The organism is Roseateles albus (genome assembly GCF_028595345.1).
Taxonomy (GTDB): domain Bacteria; phylum Pseudomonadota; class Gammaproteobacteria; order Burkholderiales; family Burkholderiaceae_C; genus Paucibacter_A; species Paucibacter_A albus.
This window is the reverse complement of sequence record NZ_JAQQXT010000010.1, coordinates 137,939-155,312: the sequence shown is the minus strand read 5'-3', so window position 1 is coordinate 155,312 and position 17,374 is coordinate 137,939. Positions and strand designations below refer to the sequence as shown.

The following is a 17,374-nucleotide window of genomic DNA, read 5'->3' as shown; positions in this document are numbered from 1 at the left end:
CAGAACCGGCATCACCCTGGGGCAAGCCCTAGGACAAAGCCCTTGGCGGCTTGGCTACTTGTTGCCCAAGCGAAGCTTTCGCCGCCGCTTTGACGGGCTTGCGGCGAATCAGCGCCACCAGCTTGCCCAGCATGCGCCAAACAAAGCGCACAAACATCAGCGTCAGGATGGCCTCGACAAAAGTCATCACAAACGCGACCAAGCCATTCCAGCGCGCCGATCTGCGCTGGAATTTCGCAAACATGCGGTCGCGTGCGATTTCGATGCTGTCGTAGAAGGTCGGGATCACCAGCAAGGTGAGCAAGGTCGAGGTGATGGTGCCGCCAATGATGGCTACTGCCATAGGCCGGTAGAACTCGCTGCCCTCGCCCAGGCCAATCGCGACCGGCAACATGCCGGCAATCAGGGCAAAGGTGGTCATCAGAATCGGCCGCAGGCGCTTGCGGCCTGCGGTCATCAAGGCATCTTCGCGGTCCATGCCCTCGGACTCCAACTGACGCGCGGCGTCCAGCAGCAAAATCGCATTCTTGGCCACCAAGCCCATCAGCATGATGACGCCGATGAAACTCATCAAATTCAAGGTGCTCTTGCTCAGCAGCAAGGCCAAGACCACACCGATCAGCGACAGCGGCAGCGACAACATCACCGCCAGAGGCGCGGTGAAACTTCCGAACTGCATCACCAGCACCAGATACATCAGGCCAATGCCCGACACCAAAGCAATGCCCATCTCGGTGAACACCACTTCTTGCTGGCGCGAGTCGCCTTCCAGTTCCAGGCCGTAGCCGGGCGGGAAGTTGATCGCCTTGGCAATTTTGACGGCATCTGCCGTCACTTCGCCGGGTGAGCGGCCCTGCACATTGGCGGCCACCGCGATCGTGCGCTTGCCGTCGGCATGCTGGATCTTGCTCGGGCCCTTGCCCATGGTGACCTTGGCGATTTGTTCGAGGGGCACCATCACATTGCTGCCGCTGACGGCAATCGGCAAGCGCTCGATATTGCTAGCGTCAACTCGGTCGTCCGGGTGCAGACGCACCGCCACATCGCGGGTCTCCCCGGCCGGGTCAACCCAGTCACCCACCTCAACGCCGGCAAAGGAGACTCGCAATGCCTGCGCCGCATCGGTTACCGAGATACCCAGCGTGTTGGCCAAACCACGGTTCAACTCGATCTGCAATTCGTCTTGCGGGTCCTGCTCAGACAGCCCCACATCGACCGCGCCCTTGATGCCACGCATCTGTTCCATGAAAGCATTGGTGATGTCCAGCAGTTTGCGCGAGTCGGTGCCGGTAAAACGGATCTGCACCGGCTTACGTCCGCCACCATTCAGGTCATCGGACACGGCATACTCCGCGCCAACCAGGCTCTTGACCTTTTCGCGCAGCTCGTTGGCCACCTCGGTGGCTGAACGCTTGCGCTGGTTGCTCTTGCCGATGTCCACATAGATGCGGCCACCGCCGACGTTGACATTGGAGTTGGTCGCGACCGTCTCGGGCATAGCCCGCGCCAATTGGGCCGCAGCCTCCAGCTTCAGACGCGAATACTCCAGGCTGGCGCTCGCGGGCGTGCGCACCTCAACCGCCACCATACCGGAGTCGGTGACGGGCAAGAAACTGGAACCACCGAATTTGACTTGCAGCGCCAAGGCTCCGACCAAGCTCAGCACCGCAAACACGGCCATCCAGATGCGGTGATGCAAAGCCCAGGCAATCACATGGCCATAACGCTCGGTTTGATGATCAAACCAGTCATTGAAGCGAGCCAGTAAGCGGCCAAGCGCGTTCTTAGGCGCCAAATGATGGTTCGGTGGGTCACCCCAGTAGGCCGACATCATCGGGTCGAGCGTGAATGAGATGAACAAGCTGACCATCACCGACGCGACTACGGTCAAGGCAAAGGGCCGGAACCATTCGCCCGACACGCCCGGCATAAAGGCCACGGGGATGAACACCGCAACGATGGCGAAGGTGGTCGACGCGACGGCCAAGCCAATCTCGGCTGTGCCCTCAAGTGCAGCGGTGCGCCGGTCCGAGCCGCGCTCCATATGGCGCACGATGTTCTCGCGCACCACGATGGCATCATCAATCAAGACCCCGATGGCCAGCGACAAGCCCAGCAAACTCATGAAGTTCAGGGTGAAGCCGGCCAGCCAAACCGCGATGAAGGCAGCGATCACCGAGGTCGGCAGCGCCAAGGCGGTGATCAGCGTCGAGCGCCACGAATTCAAGAAAACATAGACGACGAAAATCGTCAGGCCCGCCCCCAAGACCAGAGACTCGATCACGTTGTTGAGGCTGTTCTGCGCGTCCTTGCCGCCGTCCTGCGTGACCTCGAGCTTGGCGCCTTCGGGCAGGGTTTTGTTGATCTCCTCAACCAGCTTGCGAACCTTGTTGGCCACCGTGACCGTGGAGGCATCTTTCGAGCGGGTCACCGCGATGCCGACATTGGGGTTGCCATTGCGCAGACTGACGCGGCTGATTTCGGCAAAGCCGTCCTCGATGCTGGCGACCTGCGACAGGCGCACCAACTCATTGCCGCGGCGCTTGACCACGATTTGCTTGAAGTCGGCCGGCGACTCGAGGCGGCCCAGCAAACGAATACTCTGGTCCTCTAGCGTGCCACGCACCTTGCCGACAGGGGCGGTGCTGTTTTGGCTGCGCAGCGCGGCCACCACATCGGTCACGGAGACATTGTTCTCGCGCAGCTTCTCGGCGTGCAGCAGTACGCTGAGCTCACGCTTGAGGCCGCCGTTGACAGTCACGACGGCCACACCGGGAATGCCGCGGAACTTGTCGGCCAACTGGTCTTCGGCGATGCGTGAAATTTCCGCGTGACTTTGCTTGCTGCTGGACAAAGCCAGCTGCATGATGGGCTCAGCCGCCGGGTCATTGCGCTCCACCACCGGTTCGCGGATTTCGGTCGGCAGCTTGTAGCGCACGGTATCGATCGCGTTACGCACCTCGTCTGAGGCTTCGATCAAGTTCTTGTTGAAGTTAAAGATCAGGACGATCTGGGCATAACCTTCAGACGCTGTAGAGCGCACGCGATCAACACCCGAGATGCTCTGCATTGATTTCTCAATGCGGTTGATCACCTCACGCTCGACCGTCTCGGGCGAGGCACCTGGATAGGCGATGCCGACAACCAGCACCGGCTCTTGCACGTCCGGGATCTGGTTGACCTTCAGCTTCTTGAGTGCCAGCAGTCCCAGGCACATCAGCGAGATGATGATGACGATCGTGGCGATCGGCTTCTTGATGCTGAAATCGGAAAGAAACATGGCTTACTTCCCTGCTGAGGCGGCGCGCGCGGCACTTGCGGCACCGGCTGGAATGCTGGCCTGGGGCGAAGCCACCTGTTTGATCATCTGCCCGTCTTGTAAATTGGAGCCGGGCTTGCGCAAGATGCGCTCACCTGCCTTCAAGCCACTCAGAACAACAAACTCGCCGCGCCTGGCATCGCGCTCGCCGAGCTTGATAGGCGTCTTCTTCAACACCTCGCCATTGATCACCCAAACGAAGGCCTCGTCACCCGCGCGCAACAACGCGCTATCGGGCAACATCAGGCTGCTGACGCTGCCTGTTTCGACGCGGCCTTCTGCATACAAGCCGGCCACTTTGGGCGCACTGCCGGGCGCGAAATCCACCAGCACTTCCAACTGCCGAGTGGTTGCATTGGCGGCCGCCTCGATGCGGCGGATCTTGCCGCTGAAGTTCTTTTCGTCCAGTCCGTTGACGCTGAAACTGACCGTTTGACCTGGCTTCAAATCGCTCATGCGGTCGGCCGATACCAGCCCTTCAAAACGCATACTGCGCGGGTCTATGACCTTGAATAACTCCTTGCCCACCAGGGCCGTGTCACCGGCCGAAACCTTGCGCTCACTGAGAATGCCGTCAAACGGCGCGCGCACTTCGGTGCGCTGCAATTGCTGGCGCGCCTGCGCCGCCCTGGCTTTGGCCGCGACCTGATCACCCTGAGCGTTATTGCGCCGCTGCTCTGCATCTTCTGTGGCTTGGAGTGAACTCATGCCCTGGGCTTGCAAGGTCTTCAAGCGCTGATACTGGCGCTCGGCCTGCTCGAAGGACTGTGCGGCCACCCGGGCGGATTCATCGGCCGAGGTGAGTTGCTCGCGAATAGAGCTGTCGTCCAGGCGCGCGAGAAGATCTCCTCGCTTGACCAATTCACCATTTTCCTTGAGCACCTGCAGCACCACGGCCGAAACCTCGGCGCGCAGATCGGCACGCTTCTCGGGCTGAATGGAACCGGTGATCACCGGGCCGGAAGAAAAATCTGCCAAGCTCATGGTGATCTGATCTTCCGGGGCCAGCAGCAAGGCAATGCTTGACTTGCCGGCGTCTGCGGAGCTGTCCTTCTTGCCGCTGTCTTTACCGCAAGCGCTGAGGCCCAGTGCAAGGACAAGGGTGAGCAAGGCAGGCAAGGCACGCAAGGCGTTCTGGAATGGACGCGTCATCTGACGGACTCCGAAAAGATATGTTGATTGAAATCAAGGAAAGCAGCGCGCCAGCATAAACGACAACTTGGACGCATCCGTTCGTCATGGACAGAAAGCCCGCCCTACAGCCTAGCGGCTGATTACTGAATCGGGCCTTTCAAGGCCGCCGGTAGCAACAGGGGCATGACAGCGATGCCCTCCTCGACCAATTCGGCCACCTCAGTGGCGCTGGCTTGCCCACGGATGCCATGGGCTTCGGTCTCGCCGTAATGGATACGGCGCGCTTCTTCAACGAAGCGATCTCCAACATCTTCGGTGTTGGCGAGCACTGCGGCGACGGCTGAGAGTAGATGGTCGTGCATGCGCGCGTTCACATGGCCAGGCAACTCGGGCTTGGCCACGCCGGCCGGTGCAGCCGAAGCTTGTGCCGTGCTGGGCTCGGCCGGTCCGCCCCGCAAGTGCGAGACATTGAGATGTGGTGCGCTGGGCATGCGCGAAATATGGATGTCAGCGCAAATCGGGCAACTGATCAAGCCGCGCTGCAGTTGTGACTCAAAGTCCGAAGCCGAGGCGAACCAACCTTCGAAGCCATGATGATGGCCACATCTGAGGTTCAGAACCAACATTGCGAACTAAACACCCGCTTGCGCAGGCCGCCAATCAAGCGCCCACTGACCGCTCTGCCAGCGCGTTAGCCACAGCAGGCCAATCAGGGTTTTGGCGTCAGTCATAGAGCCAGACGCGGCGAAGGCGTCGAGCTCTGCCGTGCTGTGCGTGACGATGTCCAAGAACTCGCCAACATCCAGCGAACGCTGGCCGGCCGTCAGGCCTTTTGCAAAGAAAATCTCAATGCCCTCGTCCGAGTAAGCGATCGCGTTGTGCAAGACCCCGGCGTGTGCCCATTCGCGAGCGCTATAGCCGGTCTCTTCCAATAGCTCACGCTGCGCGCAATGCAGCGCAGCTTCCCCCGCGTCCAGCTTGCCGGCGGGGAACTCCAGCATGACGCGGCCCATCGGGTAGCGGTACTGGCGTTCAAGCAGCAAGCGACCATCATCCAGAATCGGCACGATCATCACCGCGCCAGGGTGGACGATGTATTCTCGACTTGCCTCTGCACCGTCGGGCAGGCGCACGATATCGCGCTTGACCTTGAGGAAACTGCCCTCGTAGACCGCAGCAGATTGCAGGCAATGTTCGCGCAGATGTGCGTCTGCGCTACTGCCGCTCTCAGGCTTCATGCCGACCTCGGCGCAGATAGCACCAGACAAAGCCGGGAAAGCCCAGCGTGATAAAAAGGCAGATTGCGGCGCCGTAAAACTCCCAACCCTGCGGGTGGCGCTGACCAATCCTGGCCTCCAGGGCAAAGCCCAGCGCCAAGGTCAGACAAGCCAAAATCGCCAACTCGGCCAGCCGCCAGCCGACGGCCTTGGGCCGTCGCACAGGCCCCACCAACAACAGTCGGTGGCTGAAATAGGGCAAATTGGCCGCGACGGCGGCGGTGAGCAAGACCAGCCAGACGGCTGCTTCTGAATCCATTGTGCGTCTGCGTCGCGAACTCAGGTCGCCAAGGTTTTGACGATTGCGGTGGCACAAAGCGCCATCAAGCCGCCCGGCAAAATACCAAAAACCAGCACGGCGGCACCGTTCAAAGACATCACCATGCGTACATCGCTTGGGGCAGTCAGGGGTGCGCTATCGGTGGGCTCATCGAAGAACATCACCTTGATCACTCGCAGATAATAGTAAGCACCGATCAAGGAGACGGCGACCGCAACCACGGCCAAGGCCGTGTAGCCCATCACATTGGTGCCGACCAAGGCCTGCAGTACCGCAAATTTGGCATAGAACCCTGCGGTAGGCGGCACACCGGCGAGCGACAGCATGAAGATCGTCATCACGGTGGCGTACCAAGGGCTGCGCTTGGCCAGACCGGCCAAATCGCTGATCTCCTCGGCTTCATGGCCTTGCCGCGAGAGCAGCAAGATCATGCCGAAAGTGCCCAGCGTGGTCATTGCATAAACGATGACGTAATACATGGCCGAGCTGTAGGCATTGGCTGCCGACAAGGTGTTGTCGTTGACGACCCCGGACGCGAGGCCCAGCAACATAAAGCCCATTTGAGCGATGGTCGAATAAGCCAGCATGCGCTTGAGGTTGGTCTGCGCAATGGCAACGAAGTTACCGACGAAGAGTGAGGTCAGGGCCAGGACGATCAACATTTGCTGCCAATCAACAGCCAGGCCCATCATGCCTTCCACCAGTAGACGGATGGTGATGGCGAATGCCGCCAGCTTGGGCGCCGCAGCGATGAGCAGCGTGACCGCCGTGGGTGAGCCTTGATAGACGTCGGGGACCCACATATGGAACGGTGCGGCGCCAAGTTTGAAGGCCAGACCGGCGACAACAAATACGGTGCCGAAGATCAAGACTGACTTGTTAGGCACACCGGTGCTGATCACATCGAAGACCTGCGGGATAGACAGCGAGCCGGTCGCGCCATACATCATCGACAAACCGTAGAGCAAGAAGCCGCTGGCCAAGGCGCCCAGCACGAAGTACTTCATCGCAGCTTCTGTCGAGAGCAAATGGTCGCGACGCAGAGCCACCAGCGCGTAAAGCGACAGACTCATCAGCTCCAGGCCCAAATAGATGACCAGGAAATTATTGGCCGACAGCATCACGCAGATGCCCAGCAGCGAGAACAAGCTCAGGCTGAACAACTCGCCCTTGAGCAACTCCCGGGAGGCCGCATAGGGCCGGGCATAGACCAGCGTCACGATGGTCGCAATGCAGGCGAAGAAGGCCAGCAAATGCCCCATCGGATCGGACACCACCATGCCTTGCATGGCGTAGACGGTTTGACCGTCCTGGAAGTAGACCCAATGCACACCGGCCACAACAGCCAGGGTCAGCTGCGTCAACCAGTAGGTCGGACGGCGGGCAGGATCCTTCACAAACAAGTCCAGCATGGCGATGGCACAAGCCATCAGCAGCAGTGCAATTTCGGGATAAACCGCGAGCCAGTTCATATTAGTCATTTGTCAGTGGCCCTAAGAATCAACCGGGGATCAGCTTGGAAGTTGCCACATGCTTGAGCAACTCGGTCACTGATACCTGCATCACATCGGTAAATGGTTTTGGATAGAGACCCATCCACAGCACGGCAATGGCCAGCACCGCCATCATCAGGAACTCACGTGCATTGAGGTCTTGCAGGTTCTTGACGTTGTCGTTGGTGACAGGGCCGAAATACACGCGCTTGTACATCCACAGCGAGTAGGCTGCGCCAAAAATCAAGGCAGTGGCGGCGATGGCGCCAATCCAGAAGCTGTATTGCACCGCGCCCAGAATCACCATCCATTCGCCGACGAAACCGGCCGTGGCAGGCAAGCCGCAGTTGGCCATGGCGAAGAACAACGCAAAAGCGGCGAACTTGGGCATGGTGTTCACGACACCGCCATAACTGGAGATTTCGCGGGAATGAACACGGTCGTAAAGCACGCCGATCGACAAGAACATGGCGCCCGATACGAAACCGTGCGAGATCATCTGCACCAAGCCACCGGCCACGCCAAGTTGGTTAAAGATGAAGAAGCCCAGGGTCACAAAGCCCATGTGCGCGATCGAGGAATAGGCGACCAGCTTTTTCATGTCTTGCTGCACCAGCGCGACCAAGCCGATATAGACGACGCCGATCAGCGACATCGCGATAATCAACCACGACCATTGGTGAGCCGCATCCGGAGCGATAGGCATAGACAGACGCAAGAAGCCGTAGGCACCGAGCTTGAGCATGATGGCGGCCAGCACCACCGAGCCGCCGGTGGGCGCCTCGACGTGGGCGTCGGGCAACCAGGTGTGCACCGGCCACATCGGCACTTTGACCGAGAAGGCGGCCAAGAAGGCAAAGAACAACAGCGTTTGCGCGCCGCCGGTCAGCGGCAACTTGTGCCAGGTCAGGATGTCGAACGAGCCGCCCGACTGGAAGTACAAATACAGCAGCGCGATCAGCATCAGCAAGGAGCCGGCCAGCGTGTACAAGAAGAACTTGAAGGCCGCGTAAACGCGCTTCGGGCCGCCCCAGACGCCGATGATGATGTACATCGGGATCAGCGTTGCTTCAAAGAACACATAGAACAGCAGGCCGTCCAATGCAGCGAACACGCCAATCATCAGGCCCGACAGAATCAGGAAGGAGCCCATGTATTGATTGACGCGTGACTCGATGACTTCCCAAGCCGCAATCACCACGATGACGGTGATGAAAGCCGTGAGTGGCACAAACCACATCGAGATACCGTCCACGCCCAGGTGGTAGCGCACATTGAAGCGCTCGATCCAGGGCTGGTTTTCGACAAACTGCATCGCAGCGGTCGTATTGTCAAAGCCGCTGATCAAAGGCAGCGTGACGGCAAAGCAAGCCAGGGCGGCGAGCAAGGCGAACCAACGCACCATCTTGACTTGGTCGTCGCGACCCAGGGCGAGCAATAGCAGGCCGCTGGCGATGGGTAGAAAAATGGCAAGACTAAGCAACATAAGATCTCCGCCCTTGATCAAAGACCAGCCAGGGTCTTGAATTGGGGCCATATAAACGGCCACAGCTGCCACGTCATCAAGCCGAGCACGCCCAGAATCATCACCAAGGCATACCAGTACAAATGACCGGTCTGCACCAAACGAACCACAGCTGCGAGCCGACCCACCGTGCGGGCCGAGCCGTTGATCAACACACCATCAATCAACGCGCCATCGCCGCCCTTCCAGAAGGCCAAGCCCAAACCGCGCGCGGCCTTGGCCAGCACGTTCTCATTGAACCAGTCGAGGTAGTACTTGTTCTCCAGCACATTGACGGCCGGTGACAAAACGCGGCCAATCGTCTTCGGTATGCCGGGTGCAACCATATAGAACACATAGGCTGTGACGACACCGCCCAGAGCCAGCCAGAACGGCAAGGTACTCAGGCCATGCATGGCCATCGCTGCCGCACCATGGAATTCGTGAGCCAGCTCTTCCATCGCGTGATGAATCTCGTGGTTGACGAAGATCGCATCCTTGAAGAAATCACCGAACAACATGGGCTGTATCGCCAAATAGCCGATCACCACCGAAGGGATCGCCAGCAAGACTAACGGCGCAGTCACCACCCATGGCGACTCGTGTGGGACATGCGGTTCATGGTGACCGTGGTCATCATGGTGATCATGCTCGCCTGGGAAAGGCTTGTGGCGGAAGTTTTCCTTGCCGTGGAAGACCAGGAAGTACATGCGGAATGAGTAGAAGGCGGTTACGAACACCCCGATGATGACGGCCGCATAGGCGTAAGGTGCGGCTGGCAGATGGCTGGCGTGCACCGCCTCGATGATGCTGTCCTTGGAGTAGAAACCGGCGAACAGCGGCGTGCCGATCAGCGCCAAGGAGCCCAGCAAGGACGTGATCCAGGTGATAGGCATGTACTTGCGCAGCCCACCCATATTGCGGATGTCCTGGTCGTGGTGCATACCGATGATCACTGAGCCGGCGCCGAGAAATAGCAGCGCCTTGAAGAAGGCATGGGTCATCAAGTGGAAGACCGCCACCGAATAGGCCGAGGCACCCAAAGCCACCGTCATATAGCCCAGCTGCGACAACGTCGAGTAAGCGACCACGCGCTTGATGTCATTCTGAATGATGCCCAGGAAGCCCATGAACAAGGCCGTGATGGCGCCGATGATCAGCACGAAATTCAAAGCAGTGTCGGACAACTCGAACAGCGGGCTCATGCGCGCCACCATAAAGATACCGGCCGTCACCATCGTGGCGGCATGGATCAGCGCGGAAATTGGCGTCGGGCCTTCCATCGAATCAGGCAGCCAGACATGCAGCGGGAACTGCGCGCTCTTGCCCATCGCGCCGATGAACAAGCAGATGCAGGCGACCGACAACATCATCCAGTCGCTGCCCCACAAAGGCGCGTTGAAGCCGATTTTGGCCAAATCATCCGCCTTGGCGAACACTTCACCGTAGTTCAAGGAACCGCTGTGCGCGACCAGCAAGCCAATGCCCAGAATGAAGCCGAAGTCACCGACTCGGTTGACCAAAAAGGCCTTCATATTGGCAAAGATCGCTGTCGGCTTGGTGTACCAGAAGCCGATCAACAAGTAACTGACCAGACCCACGGCCTCCCAGCCGAAGAAAAGCTGCAGCATGTTGTTGCTCATCACCAGCATCAACATGCTGAAGGTGAACAAGGAGATGTAGCTGAAGAAGCGCTGATAGCCCGGGTCTTCCGACATATAGCCGATGGTGTAGATGTGCACCATCAGCGACACAAAGGTCACCACGCACATCATCATCGCGGTCAGGCCGTCAACCAGGAAGCCGACCTCCATCTTCAGCCCGCCTATCACCATCCACTCGTATATGGTCTGGTTAAAGCGCGCGCCTTCGTTGACCACCGCATTCAGGGTCATCACCGAAAGGATGAAGGCGATCAAGACGCCCAGAATGGTGACGGTGTGAGCGCCGGCTCGGCCGACCTGTTTGCCGAAAAGGCCCGCGACCACGGCACCGGCCAGGGGCGCCAGTGGCACCGCCAGCAGCATGTTCTGTGAGAGTTGTGCAGACATATGGCGGTCAGCCCTTCAGCGCGTCGAGCTCTTCGACATTGATGGTGGCGCGATTGCGGAACAGCACGACGAGAATGGCCAAACCAATGGCCGACTCGGCTGCCGCCACGGTCAGAATGAAGAACACAAAGACCTGACCCGCGATATCACCGAGGTAGTGAGAAAAGGCCACAAAGTTCATATTCACCGCCAAGAGCATCAGCTCGATCGCCATCAGGAGCACGATCAGGTTCTTGCGGTTCATGAAGATGCCCACGACGGCGATGGCGAACAACATCGCCCCCAGCGTCAGAAAATGGCCCAGCGTCAATGTCATCATGATTTGGCTCCTTGCTCGGCCGCCGCTTCGACGGGTGCCGCCACCACGTCAACCGTGGGGGCAACCTTGATGATGCGCAGTCGGTCCGCCTTCTTGACCTTGACTTGTTCTGACGGAATCTGCGTGCGTGCGTCCTTACGGCTGCGCAATGTCAGGGCGATGGCCGCAATGATGGCAACCAACAGCAGCACGGCCGCGATTTCAAGCGGGTACAGATACTGCGAGTAGATCGCGATGCCGAGCACCTTGGTGTTGCCCATCTGCAATTCAGCCGCGCTCAACTCTGGCGCGCTGCTCAAACGGAAGCCCCCCATCAGGATCGCAGCCATCTCCAGCGCGATCACCGCGCCGACAAAGCCGCCCAGTGGCAAATGCTTCCAAAAGCCGTTGCGCACACCGTCCGAATTGATGTCCAACATCATCACAACGAACAAGAACAGCACCATGACCGCGCCGATATAGACCAGCACCAGCGCAATGGCGAGGAACTCGGCTTTCAGCAGCATCCAAATACAAGAAGCAGTGAAAAAGGCCAAGATCAAAAACAAGGCAGCGTGCACGGTGCTGCGCGCCGTGATCACACGGAACGAAGCGCCGAGCAAGACGGCCGAGAAGAGATAAAACAATACGGTTGTGATGTCCATGCGTATTCCTGCAAGCAGGCTTCGCGAGTCAGGCTAGACCGGTCCGGTCAAGCCCGCTTCGTTCAGCGGTACTTGGCATCGGCCTCCTTTTGGGCAGCGATCTCGGGCTCGAAACGATCGCCGACGGCCAAGAGCATGTCCTTGGTGAAGTACAGATCGCCACGTTTTTCGCCGTGGTATTCAAAAATGCTGGTTTCGACAATCGAGTCGACCGGGCAACTCTCTTCGCAGAAGCCGCAGAAGATGCACTTGGTCAGGTCAATGTCGTAACGGCTGGTACGGCGCGAGCCGTCGTCCCTAACTTCCGACTCGATCGTGATCGCCATGGCCGGGCAGACCGCTTCGCAGAGCTTGCAAGCGATGCAGCGCTCTTCGCCATTCTCATAGCGGCGCAGCGCGTGCAAGCCACGGAAGCGAGGCGACAGCGGCGTCTTTTCCTCCGGGAACTGAACCGTGATATTGCGTGATAGGAAATGCCGGCCGGTCAGGGCCAGGCCCTTGAACAGCTCGATGAGCATAAAGCTCTTGATGAAGCTAACTGCAGACATGGGGCGGCCTCATCACTTCCAAATGTTGTAAGGCGACTGAATCCAGAAGCCGACAACGAGCAGCCAGACCAGAGTCACGGGAATAAAGATCTTCCAGCCCAAGCGCATGATCTGGTCATAGCGATAGCGCGGGAAGCTGGCACGAATCCACAAGAACATGGTGACGACCGCAAAAGTCTTGGCGCCCAGCCAGATCCAGCCTGGAATGAAGTCAAGCGCAGCAATCGGCGACAGCCAACCGCCCAGGAACAGTGTGACGGTCAGGATAGACACCAGCCACATATTGGCGTACTCGGCCAAGAAGAACATCGCGAACGACATGCCCGAGTACTCGACCATATGGCCGGCAACGATTTCGGATTCGCCCTCAACCACGTCAAACGGGTGGCGATTGGTTTCGGCCAGACCGGAGATGAAGTACACCAAGAAGATCGGCAGCAAGGGCAGCCAGTTCCAGGACAGGAATGACAGGCCCATTTCGGCAAACTGACCCTTGCCCTGCCCCATCACGATATCGCTCATATTCAGGCTGCCACTGACCATCAACACGACGACCAAGGCAAAGCCCATCGGGATTTCATAGCTGACCATCTGTGCCGATGCACGCAGCGCGCCGAGGAAGGCGTACTTCGAGTTCGAGGCCCAACCGGCGATGATGACACCGTAGACTTCCAGTGAAGTAATGGCCATCAGGAACAGCAAGCCGGCATTGATGTTAGCCAGCGCCACATCAGGGCCGAAGGGAATCACCACCCAGGCGGCCAGCGCCGGCATGATGGTCATGATGGGGCCCAAGAAGAACAAGCCCTTGTTAGCCGCCGTCGGAACGATGATTTCCTTGAAAATCAATTTGACCGCGTCGGCAATCGGAGTCAGCAAGCCGTAGGGGCCGACCCGGTTCGGACCAGGGCGGATCTGGGTCCAGCCGATCGCCTTACGCTCCCACAGCGTCAGATAGGCGACGCAAATCATCAACGGCGCTACCACCGCGATGATCTTGATCAGATTCCACAGCACCGGCCAGATCAGCGGGGAAATACCGCCGAACAGCTGCGCGCCGCTTTGGTAGAAGGTTTCAATCATTGCTGTTCTCGCCTCAAACCTTGCTGACGTTCAAGCCGCCAAAGATAGAACCCAAGGCCGCTGTTTCAGGCAAGCCGCTAGGTACACGCAGCACATTGGCCGGCAATTTCGCATCCAACTTGGCCGGCAATTGCACCGCGCCTGCGCCCTCCTGGCTGATGCGCACCGTATCCCCGTCATTCAGGCCCAATTGCGTCCAAACAGCGGACGGCAAATGGGCCACCGCGGCTTGCCGCGCGTCATTGCTCAGCTGCAGCGAGCTGGCAAAACGAACCAAGGCATCTGCCGCATAGATCGGCAGCTCGGCCAGTCGCTCTATTGCAGCTGGCGTTGCGCTCTGCAACCCGGCCGAACCAGCATTGCTCAAACGCGCACCAAGGTTCACATCGACGCCCAGCGCCTCGGTGCGGACTTGCTCAGAGCTGTCCTGGCTGAAGCCGTCCAGTGCCAGCAAATTGCCCAGCACGCGAAGAATCTTCCAGCCCGGCCGCGTGTCACCCTGCGGTTTGACGACACCGACAAAGCTTTGCGCCAGGCCTTCGGCATTGACGAATGTGCCCGAGGTCTCGGTGAACGGCGCAGTTGGCAGCAACACATCGGCGTAGTCGAGGCCGGTTTTGAACGGGCTCATCACGACGACCATTTCGGCTGAGGCCAAGGCCTTGGCTGCAGCGGCCGCGTTGGATGAATCCAGCACCGGGTCGGTATTCAAAAGCAGCAAGGCCTTCAGACCTGCATCGCCCAGCATCTGGCCGGCGTTCAAGCCGCCCTGCTGAGGTAAGGCGTTAACCAGCTGTGCGCCGACCGTGTTGGCGGCAGCTGTCAGATAGCCAACGCTGGCACCGGTTTGCTCGGCAATCCAGTTGGCCAGGCTCAACAGGCTAGCGGCTTGCGGATGTTCTGCCGCGGCATTGCCGAGCAGCACGGCCTTGTGCTGACCCGACAGCAAGGCATTGGCAATCGCCTGAGCGGCCTCCGTTGCCGTACCGGCCGCAGGGGCAGTGACGCCATTGGCTGCGGCAACCGCAGTCGCCACATCGGCCAAGGCCTGAACCCAACTGCTTGGCGCCACCGTGATGCGGGCAGCGACCGGCATCAGCCAGTCATCTTCGCTGGCATGGATGCTCATGATCTGCGCGCCATGGCGTGCCGCATGACGCAAACGCAAGGCGAACAGCGGATGGTCCTTGCGCAAGAAGGAACCCACCACCAGCGCACGGTCAAGCTGGCTCAGCCCGGCAATCGGCATACCCAGCCAATGCGCTTGGCCGGCAACGGCGCTATTGCCAAAGTCGCTGTGACGCAGGCGATAGTCGACGTTTTGACTGCCCAAGCCGCGCACCAGTTTGGCCAGCAAATGCAATTCTTCGACGGTGCTGTGAGCCGAACCCAAAGCGCCGATGGCCGCCGGGCCGTGTTCGGCGCGAATCAGCTTGAGGCCGTTCGCCACATACTCGAGCGCGGTACTCCAGTCGACCGTCTTCCAGGCGCCGCCCTGCTTGATCATCGGCTGCGTCAGGCGCTGATCGCTGTTCAAGGCTTCATAGGAGAAGCGGTCACGGTCGGCGATCCAGCATTCATTGACGGCGTCGTTCTCCAGCGGAACGACGCGCATGACCTGATTGCCCTTGACCTGCACGACCAAATTGGCGCCGGTGCTGTCATGCGGGCTGATGCTCTTGCGGCGCGACAACTCCCAGGTGCGGGCGCTGTAGCGGAAAGGCTTGCTAGTGAGCGCGCCGACCGGGCAGATGTCGATCATATTGCCCGACAACTCGGAGTCGATCGTACGGCCGACAAAGGTCTGGATCTCGGCATGCTCGCCGCGATGCGCCATGCCCAGTTCCATCACGCCGGCAATTTCTTGGCCGAAGCGAACGCAGCGCGTGCAGTGGATGCAGCGGCTCATCTCCTGCATCGAAATCAGCGGGCCGACGTTCTTCTGGAACACGACGCGCTTTTCTTCGGTGTAGCGCGACTTGCCGGCGCCATAACCGACGGCCAGGTCTTGCAACTGGCACTCGCCGCCCTGGTCGCAGATCGGGCAATCCAGCGGATGGTTGATCAGCAAGAACTCCATCACGCCTTGCTGGGCCTTCAGCGCCTTGTCGCTCTTGGTGCGGACAATCATGCCCTGCGTGACCGGCGTGGCGCAAGCCGGCATCGGCTTGGGTGCCTTCTCCACATCGACCAAGCACATGCGGCAATTGGCGGCGATGGAGAGCTTCTTGTGATAGCAAAAATGCGGGATGTAGGTGCCGGCTTGCTCGGCAGCATGCATCACCATGCTGCCGGCCGGGACCGTTAGCTTTTGACCGTCGAGTTCGATTTCAATCATGTCGTGTCCTGTCCTGCCTCAGCTTGAGGCCGGCACCAGAGCCGTTTTGTGTTCGATCAGATGAACGAACTCGTTTCTGAAATTCTTGATCATCGCGCGCACTGGCATCGCCGCCGCGTCACCCAAGGCGCAAATCGTGCGGCCCTGGATGTTGTCGGCGACCGAGTTCAGCAAATCAATGTCTTCCGGTTTGCCATGTCCATTGGCAATACGCTCGACCACGCGATGCATCCAGCCCGTGCCTTCGCGGCAAGGCGTGCACTGGCCGCAAGACTCATGCGCGTAGAAGTAAGACAGACGCAGCAGGCTCTTGACCATGCAGCGCGAATCATCCAAGACGATGACGGCGCCCGAGCCCAGCATCGAACCGGCCTTGGCGATGGAGTCATAGTCCATCGTGCATTCCATCATCACGTCTGCGGTCAACACCGGTGACGAGGAGCCGCCAGGAATCACGGCCTTGAGCTTGCGCCCCTTGCGCACGCCACCGGCCAACTCCAAGAGTTTGGCGAACGAGGTGCCGAGCGGGATCTCGTAATTTCCGGGCTTTTCCACATCGCCGGAGACCGAGAAAATCTTGGTGCCGCCGTTGTTAGGCTTGCCAATCTCGAGGTAAGGCTGGCCACCATTGCGGATGATCCATGGCACCGCGGCGAAGGTCTCGGTGTTGTTGATCGTGGTCGGCCGGCCGTACAAACCAAAGCTGGCTGGGAACGGCGGCTTGAAGCGGGGCTGGCCCTTCTTGCCTTCGAGCGACTCGAGCAAGGCGGTTTCTTCACCGCAGATATAAGCGCCAAAACCATGGAAGGCATGGAGCTGAAAACTGAAGTCCGAACCCAGGATGTTGTCACCCAGGAAGCCGGCCGCGCGCGCCTCTTCCAGTGCGGCTTCGAAGCGCTCATAGACCTCGAAGATTTCGCCGTGGATGTAGTTGTAGCCGGTCTTGATGCCCATCGCGAAGGCGGCAATCGCCATACCTTCGATGACGATGTGCGGGTTGAACATCAAGATGTCGCGGTCTTTGCAGGTGCCGGGCTCGCCCTCGTCGGAATTGCAGACCAGATACTTGGCGCCCGGAAACTGGCGCGGCATGAAGCTCCACTTCAGACCGGTCGGGAAGCCCGCACCGCCGCGGCCACGCAGGCCCGAAGCCTTGACCTCGGCGATCACCTGATCTTGCGTCAGCGGCGTGCCCTCGGGAGCGCCCTCGCCTTTGAGGATCTTGCGCAAGGCGGCATAACCACCACGAGCGACGTAGTCCTGCAGGCCCCAATTCTTGCCATTCAGGCCGTCATAGATTTGCGCGCCGAGGTGGCGATCATGGAAACAGGTTTCAGTACCCTGACTTTGAAACTTGGAGAGGTCCAGCATGCTTCTTTCCTCT

14 protein-coding genes are annotated in these 17,374 nt (G+C 59.5%); all 14 read right to left on the bottom strand.

Features of this window, described 5'->3' with window-relative positions; translation table 11 throughout:
• Nucleotides 1-28: 28 nt before the first annotated feature.
• Nucleotides 29-3,280, bottom strand: a complete 3,252-nt coding sequence (locus PRZ03_RS16540; RefSeq protein WP_273601361.1) for an efflux RND transporter permease subunit — start codon at nt 3,278-3,280, stop codon at nt 29-31.
• A gap of 3 nt (nt 3,281-3,283) precedes the next feature.
• On the bottom strand, nt 3,284-4,471 hold the full coding sequence (locus PRZ03_RS16535) for an efflux RND transporter periplasmic adaptor subunit (protein WP_273601359.1): 1,188 nt from the start codon (nt 4,469-4,471) through the stop codon (nt 3,284-3,286).
• 122 nt (nt 4,472-4,593) lie between these two features.
• On the bottom strand, nt 4,594-5,079 hold the full coding sequence (locus tag PRZ03_RS16530; protein ID WP_273601358.1) for a DUF1178 family protein: 486 nt from the start codon (nt 5,077-5,079) through the stop codon (nt 4,594-4,596).
• Between the two features lie 6 nt (nt 5,080-5,085).
• Complete coding sequence (locus tag PRZ03_RS16525) at nt 5,086-5,691, bottom strand: NUDIX domain-containing protein (protein WP_273601357.1); 606 nt, start codon at nt 5,689-5,691, stop codon at nt 5,086-5,088.
• Entirely contained in the window at nt 5,681-5,989 is a 309-nt protein-coding gene (locus tag PRZ03_RS16520; RefSeq protein ID WP_263535139.1) for a DUF2818 family protein, read from the bottom strand. Before PRZ03_RS16520 ends, PRZ03_RS16525 begins: the two co-directional genes overlap by 11 nt.
• 20 nt (nt 5,990-6,009) lie before the next feature.
• Nucleotides 6,010-7,491, bottom strand: coding sequence for an NADH-quinone oxidoreductase subunit NuoN (gene nuoN, locus PRZ03_RS16515; protein ID WP_273601356.1), 1,482 nt, complete (start codon nt 7,489-7,491; stop codon nt 6,010-6,012).
• A gap of 19 nt (nt 7,492-7,510) precedes the next feature.
• Entirely contained in the window at nt 7,511-8,989 is a 1,479-nt protein-coding gene (locus tag PRZ03_RS16510) for an NADH-quinone oxidoreductase subunit M (protein WP_273601355.1), read from the bottom strand.
• Between the two features lie 17 nt (nt 8,990-9,006).
• Nucleotides 9,007-11,058 (bottom strand): NADH-quinone oxidoreductase subunit L, encoded by a 2,052-nt coding sequence (gene nuoL, locus PRZ03_RS16505; RefSeq protein WP_273601354.1) that lies wholly within the window; start codon nt 11,056-11,058, stop codon nt 9,007-9,009.
• A gap of 7 nt (nt 11,059-11,065) precedes the next feature.
• Nucleotides 11,066-11,374, bottom strand: a complete 309-nt coding sequence (gene nuoK, locus PRZ03_RS16500) for an NADH-quinone oxidoreductase subunit NuoK (RefSeq protein ID WP_263535337.1) — start codon at nt 11,372-11,374, stop codon at nt 11,066-11,068.
• Nucleotides 11,374-12,021, bottom strand: a complete 648-nt coding sequence (locus PRZ03_RS16495; protein WP_263535143.1) for an NADH-quinone oxidoreductase subunit J — start codon at nt 12,019-12,021, stop codon at nt 11,374-11,376. Before PRZ03_RS16495 ends, nuoK begins: the two co-directional genes overlap by 1 nt.
• 62 nt (nt 12,022-12,083) lie before the next feature.
• Complete coding sequence (gene nuoI / locus PRZ03_RS16490) at nt 12,084-12,569, bottom strand: NADH-quinone oxidoreductase subunit NuoI (protein WP_263535144.1); 486 nt, start codon at nt 12,567-12,569, stop codon at nt 12,084-12,086.
• 12 nt (nt 12,570-12,581) lie between these two features.
• Entirely contained in the window at nt 12,582-13,652 is a 1,071-nt protein-coding gene (nuoH, locus tag PRZ03_RS16485; protein ID WP_273601352.1) for an NADH-quinone oxidoreductase subunit NuoH, read from the bottom strand.
• Nucleotides 13,653-13,665: 13 nt separating this feature from the next.
• Nucleotides 13,666-15,990 carry an NADH-quinone oxidoreductase subunit NuoG gene (gene nuoG / locus PRZ03_RS16480; protein ID WP_273601351.1) on the bottom strand — a complete coding sequence of 775 codons (2,325 nt, stop codon included), beginning with the start codon at nt 15,988-15,990 and terminating at the stop codon, nt 13,666-13,668.
• Between the two features lie 18 nt (nt 15,991-16,008).
• Nucleotides 16,009-17,361 (bottom strand): NADH-quinone oxidoreductase subunit NuoF, encoded by a 1,353-nt coding sequence (gene nuoF / locus PRZ03_RS16475; protein WP_273601349.1) that lies wholly within the window; start codon nt 17,359-17,361, stop codon nt 16,009-16,011.
• Nucleotides 17,362-17,374 lie beyond the last annotated feature (13 nt).

Coding starts and splice junctions, on each gene's coding strand:
- PRZ03_RS16525 (WP_273601357.1), bottom strand. CDS start 5,691: ATGAAGCCTGAGAGCGGCAGTAGCGCAGACGCACATCTGCGCGAACAT.
- nuoG (WP_273601351.1), bottom strand. CDS start 15,990: ATGATTGAAATCGAACTCGACGGTCAAAAGCTAACGGTCCCGGCCGGC.
- nuoF (WP_273601349.1), bottom strand. CDS start 17,361: ATGCTGGACCTCTCCAAGTTTCAAAGTCAGGGTACTGAAACCTGTTTC.
- nuoK (WP_263535337.1), bottom strand. CDS start 11,374: ATGACATTGACGCTGGGCCATTTTCTGACGCTGGGGGCGATGTTGTTC.
- PRZ03_RS16530 (WP_273601358.1), bottom strand. CDS start 5,079: ATGTTGGTTCTGAACCTCAGATGTGGCCATCATCATGGCTTCGAAGGT.
- PRZ03_RS16520 (WP_263535139.1), bottom strand. CDS start 5,989: ATGGATTCAGAAGCAGCCGTCTGGCTGGTCTTGCTCACCGCCGCCGTC.
- nuoI (WP_263535144.1), bottom strand. CDS start 12,569: ATGTCTGCAGTTAGCTTCATCAAGAGCTTTATGCTCATCGAGCTGTTC.
- nuoN (WP_273601356.1), bottom strand. CDS start 7,491: ATGACTAATATGAACTGGCTCGCGGTTTATCCCGAAATTGCACTGCTG.
- PRZ03_RS16510 (WP_273601355.1), bottom strand. CDS start 8,989: ATGTTGCTTAGTCTTGCCATTTTTCTACCCATCGCCAGCGGCCTGCTA.
- PRZ03_RS16540 (WP_273601361.1), bottom strand. CDS start 3,280: ATGTTTCTTTCCGATTTCAGCATCAAGAAGCCGATCGCCACGATCGTC.
- nuoH (WP_273601352.1), bottom strand. CDS start 13,652: ATGATTGAAACCTTCTACCAAAGCGGCGCGCAGCTGTTCGGCGGTATT.
- nuoL (WP_273601354.1), bottom strand. CDS start 11,058: ATGTCTGCACAACTCTCACAGAACATGCTGCTGGCGGTGCCACTGGCG.
- PRZ03_RS16495 (WP_263535143.1), bottom strand. CDS start 12,021: ATGGACATCACAACCGTATTGTTTTATCTCTTCTCGGCCGTCTTGCTC.
- PRZ03_RS16535 (WP_273601359.1), bottom strand. CDS start 4,471: ATGACGCGTCCATTCCAGAACGCCTTGCGTGCCTTGCCTGCCTTGCTC.